Here is a 3,266-nt window from a genome sequence, read left to right on the forward strand (position 1 = left end):
GCGGCTCCGCGCTGAGCCGCGACCAGATCGTCACCAGCCAGAAGATTCTCAACGATCACGGGCTCGCGGTGCCGAATTGGCCGGTCGAGTGGGGCGGCAAGAACTGGACACCGACCCAGCACCAGATCTGGTCCGACGAGATGCAATTGGCGTGTGTCCCGGAGCCACTGAACTTCAACACCAAGATGGTTGGCCCGGTGATCGCCGAATTCGGGTCCCAGGAACTCAAACAGCGCTTCCTGCCGCCGACCGCCAGCATCGATATCTGGTGGTGTCAGGGGTTTTCGGAGCCTGAAGCCGGCTCCGACCTCGCCTCGCTGCGCACCACCGCGGTGCGCGACGGCGACAGCTACGTCGTCAATGGACAAAAGACGTGGACAACGCTGGGCCAGTATGCGGACTGGATCTTCTGCCTGGTGCGCACCGACCCGCACGCGCCCAAACGCCAGGCGGGCATCTCATTTCTGCTCATTGACATGGCCACACCAGGCATCACCGTGCGGCCAATCAAGACGATCGATGGCGGCCACGAAGTCAACGAGGTGTTTTTCTCCGACGTTCGAGTACCGGCGGATCAGCTTGTCGGACAAGAGAACCAAGGCTGGACGTACGCGAAATTCCTGCTCAGTAATGAGCGCACCGGCATCGCCGCGGTGGGCCGAACCAAGGTGCGCCTCGCCGAGGTGAAAAAGCATGCCAAACAGACCGGTTTGTTGAGAGATCCGCTGTTCGCGGCGCGACTCGCCGAGGCCGAAAACGAGGTGCTGGCTCTGGAACTCACCCAAGCGCGGGTGGTCTCAGACTCCGGGGATGGCAGGGCCGGTAAGCCCAACCCGGCGTCGTCGGTGCTCAAGTTGCGCGGCAGCCAATTACAGCAAGTGGCCACCGAGCTCCTGGTCGAGGTGGCCGGACTCGATGCGTTACCGATCGACGGCGGCCAAAATATCGCCTCCCCCGACTGGGCGCAGTCCAGCGCCCCGCGCTACCTCAACTACCGCAAGACATCGATCTACGGCGGCAGCAACGAAGTGCAACGCAACATCATCGCGTCCACCATTCTCGGACTGTAAGGCAGCCATGGACTTTCAGTTAAACGACGAGCAGCTTCTGCTCCGCGACACCACCCGCGACCTACTGTCGCGCAGCTATGACCCGGAGAGCCGCAACAAAGTCATCGATACCGATCTTGGCTGGAGCCGTGATGTCTGGAGTCAGCTCGCCGATGTCGGGATACTCGGCCTGGGTTTCGACCCGTGTGAGGCGGGCCAGATCGAGATCATGGTCGTGCTCACCGAAATCGGGCGGCGGTTGGCGCCCGAACCGGTGGTGCATGCCGCGCTGGCACCCGGAGCGCTGATCGCCGAACTTGGCAGCGACACACAGCGGCAGCTGCTAGACAAGGTCGCAGCGGGTCAGAAACTACTCGCGTTCGCTCACCTTGAAACCGGTCACCGTAGACCGACCGCTGCTGTCACCACTCATGCTGTGCAGCAAGGTGATTCGTGGACACTGAGCGGAACGAAGAACCCGGTCCTGGCCGGTGACTGCGCCGACACACTGGTGGTCAGCGCCGCGTTGCCAGACGGTGGCACCGGGTTGTTCCTCGTCAGCGGTAGTGCCGTAAATAGACATTCCTATCCGACGTTCGACGGTCAGCGCGGCGCCCAGATCCAACTCGACTCCACCCCCGCCGAGCCTCTCGGCGACACCGCTCAGGTGCAAGACTTCTCCCGCGCCATCCGCAACGCCATCATCCGTATCCAGTCAGCGCTATGCGCCGAAGCCATCGGCGCGATGGAGGAAACGCTTCGCCTGACCACCGATTACCTTAAGACCCGCAAGCAATTCGGCGTCACACTCAATAAGTTCCAGTCACTGACCCAGCGGGCCGCGGACATGTACATTTCGCTGGAATTGGCCCGCAGTATGAACCTCTACGCCGCGATGTCGATCGCCGACGGCACCCTCGACCCGGTGATCGCATCACGTGCGAAGCTGCAGATCGGCCGGTCGGGGCGTCATATCGCGCAGGAGGCGATTCAGTTGCATGGCGGCATCGGGATGACCGCGGAGTATCCGGTCGGCCATTACGCGGCCCGGCTCACCGCGATTGAGCACACCCTGGGTTCCTCGCAGGACCACCTCCATGTTCTGGTTGACCACATTGCGCAGTACGACTTGGCCAGGCTCTGAAGCGGTTTCGTTCGTAACGTCGTATTACCTATGTGGTGTAAGGACCGTTTTCACCAACTCAGCCTTCACCATCACAGCCATCACCCAGATACGACAAGACACCGCCGCGCGGGCCCATTACCCGGCATGCCGCGCCCGCTGGAACAACTCGCGATCCACCGCCAGGAGTGTGGTGTCACCCACAGCGCGTACGGTTGCCGGTTGCGGGACATCGCGCAGGATCGCCTGCTCACCGAAGCCTTCGCCAGGGCGAAGCTTGCGCACGCGGGTCTCGTCCTCGAGCACTTCGACGGCGCCGTCAATGACGACGTAGTAGGTGTCCCCATAGTCGCCTTCGCGGGTGACGAGCGCGCCATCCGGCGCGGCCAGCACCCGCGCGGCGTCGGCGAGCTTGCGCACTGCGCCGGCATCGATCGCGGCCAACGGCGGCTGCGGCGCCAGCAGCTCGACAACCGATCGCCCGCCCAGAGCGACGTCGCGGTCCAACTCCACAAGTCGCTCCTCCACCGGCGGGGTGGCCAGCCGAGCACTGGCCAGCTCGTCCAGGCGCGACACTGTCCCAGTGGCGGTCCAGATCGCGCTGAGAAACTCGGCGCGATCCACGGCGACCAGGTCAAGGTCCTCGCGCGCTGTCACGGTGGCCGAGCGCGGCATGTCGCGCAGCAAAGCGATCTCGCCGAACGAGCCACCGTGACCCAGCGTGGCCAAGCGACGGCCATCGACGGTGACGTCGGCCACGCCCGCGGCGATCATGTAGAACCGATCGCCTGGGTCTCCCTGGCGGATGAGGTCGGAGCCCGCGGGAACCGTGAATCGCGTCGCGGCCCGGGCGAGCTGTTCGAGTGCCAGTGCAGGCAGCGGGGCCAGCATCGGGCTGTCCCGGATCACGGCTAGCTTTGCGGCGTCTTCGGCGCTCAGTGCGTCGGCGCGGTGCAATTTCGACCAGGCCAGTATCGTCATGAGCCCCACCGCGGCGCCCACGATGGCCAGCGCGGCGGGCACCCCGACCGACTCGATGAGCGCCGGTGTGATCAGGGCGCCCAGGGCGATTCCGACCAAGTACAGGCTTTGCA

The 3,266-nt window shown here is 64.3% G+C and carries 3 protein-coding genes; 2 read left to right on the top strand and 1 reads right to left on the bottom strand.

What is annotated here, in order from left to right:
* Together AC2VOU_RS09680 and AC2VOU_RS09685 are read left to right on the top strand one after the other, a co-directional pair.
* The coding region (locus AC2VOU_RS09680; protein WP_486957176.1) for an acyl-CoA dehydrogenase family protein at positions 1-1,070 on the top strand (1,070 nt) is incomplete at its 5' end.
* Positions 1,071-1,077: 7 nt separating this feature from the next.
* Positions 1,078-2,193 carry an acyl-CoA dehydrogenase family protein gene (locus AC2VOU_RS09685; protein WP_047315055.1) on the top strand — a complete coding sequence of 372 codons (1,116 nt, stop codon included), beginning with the start codon at positions 1,078-1,080 and terminating at the stop codon, positions 2,191-2,193.
* Positions 2,194-2,310: 117 nt separating this feature from the next.
* Here AC2VOU_RS09685 and AC2VOU_RS09690 read toward each other — a convergent pair.
* A partial coding sequence (locus AC2VOU_RS09690) for a cyclic nucleotide-binding domain-containing protein (protein ID WP_486957177.1) occupies positions 2,311-3,266 on the bottom strand: 956 nt, incomplete at its 5' end.

Source organism: Mycobacterium sp. TH-M25 (assembly GCF_057473665.1).

Excerpts from the sequence above, each read along its gene's own strand:
- AC2VOU_RS09685 (WP_047315055.1), top strand. The coding sequence starts at position 1,078 with ATGGACTTTCAGTTAAACGACGAGCAGCTTCTGCTCCGCGACACCACC.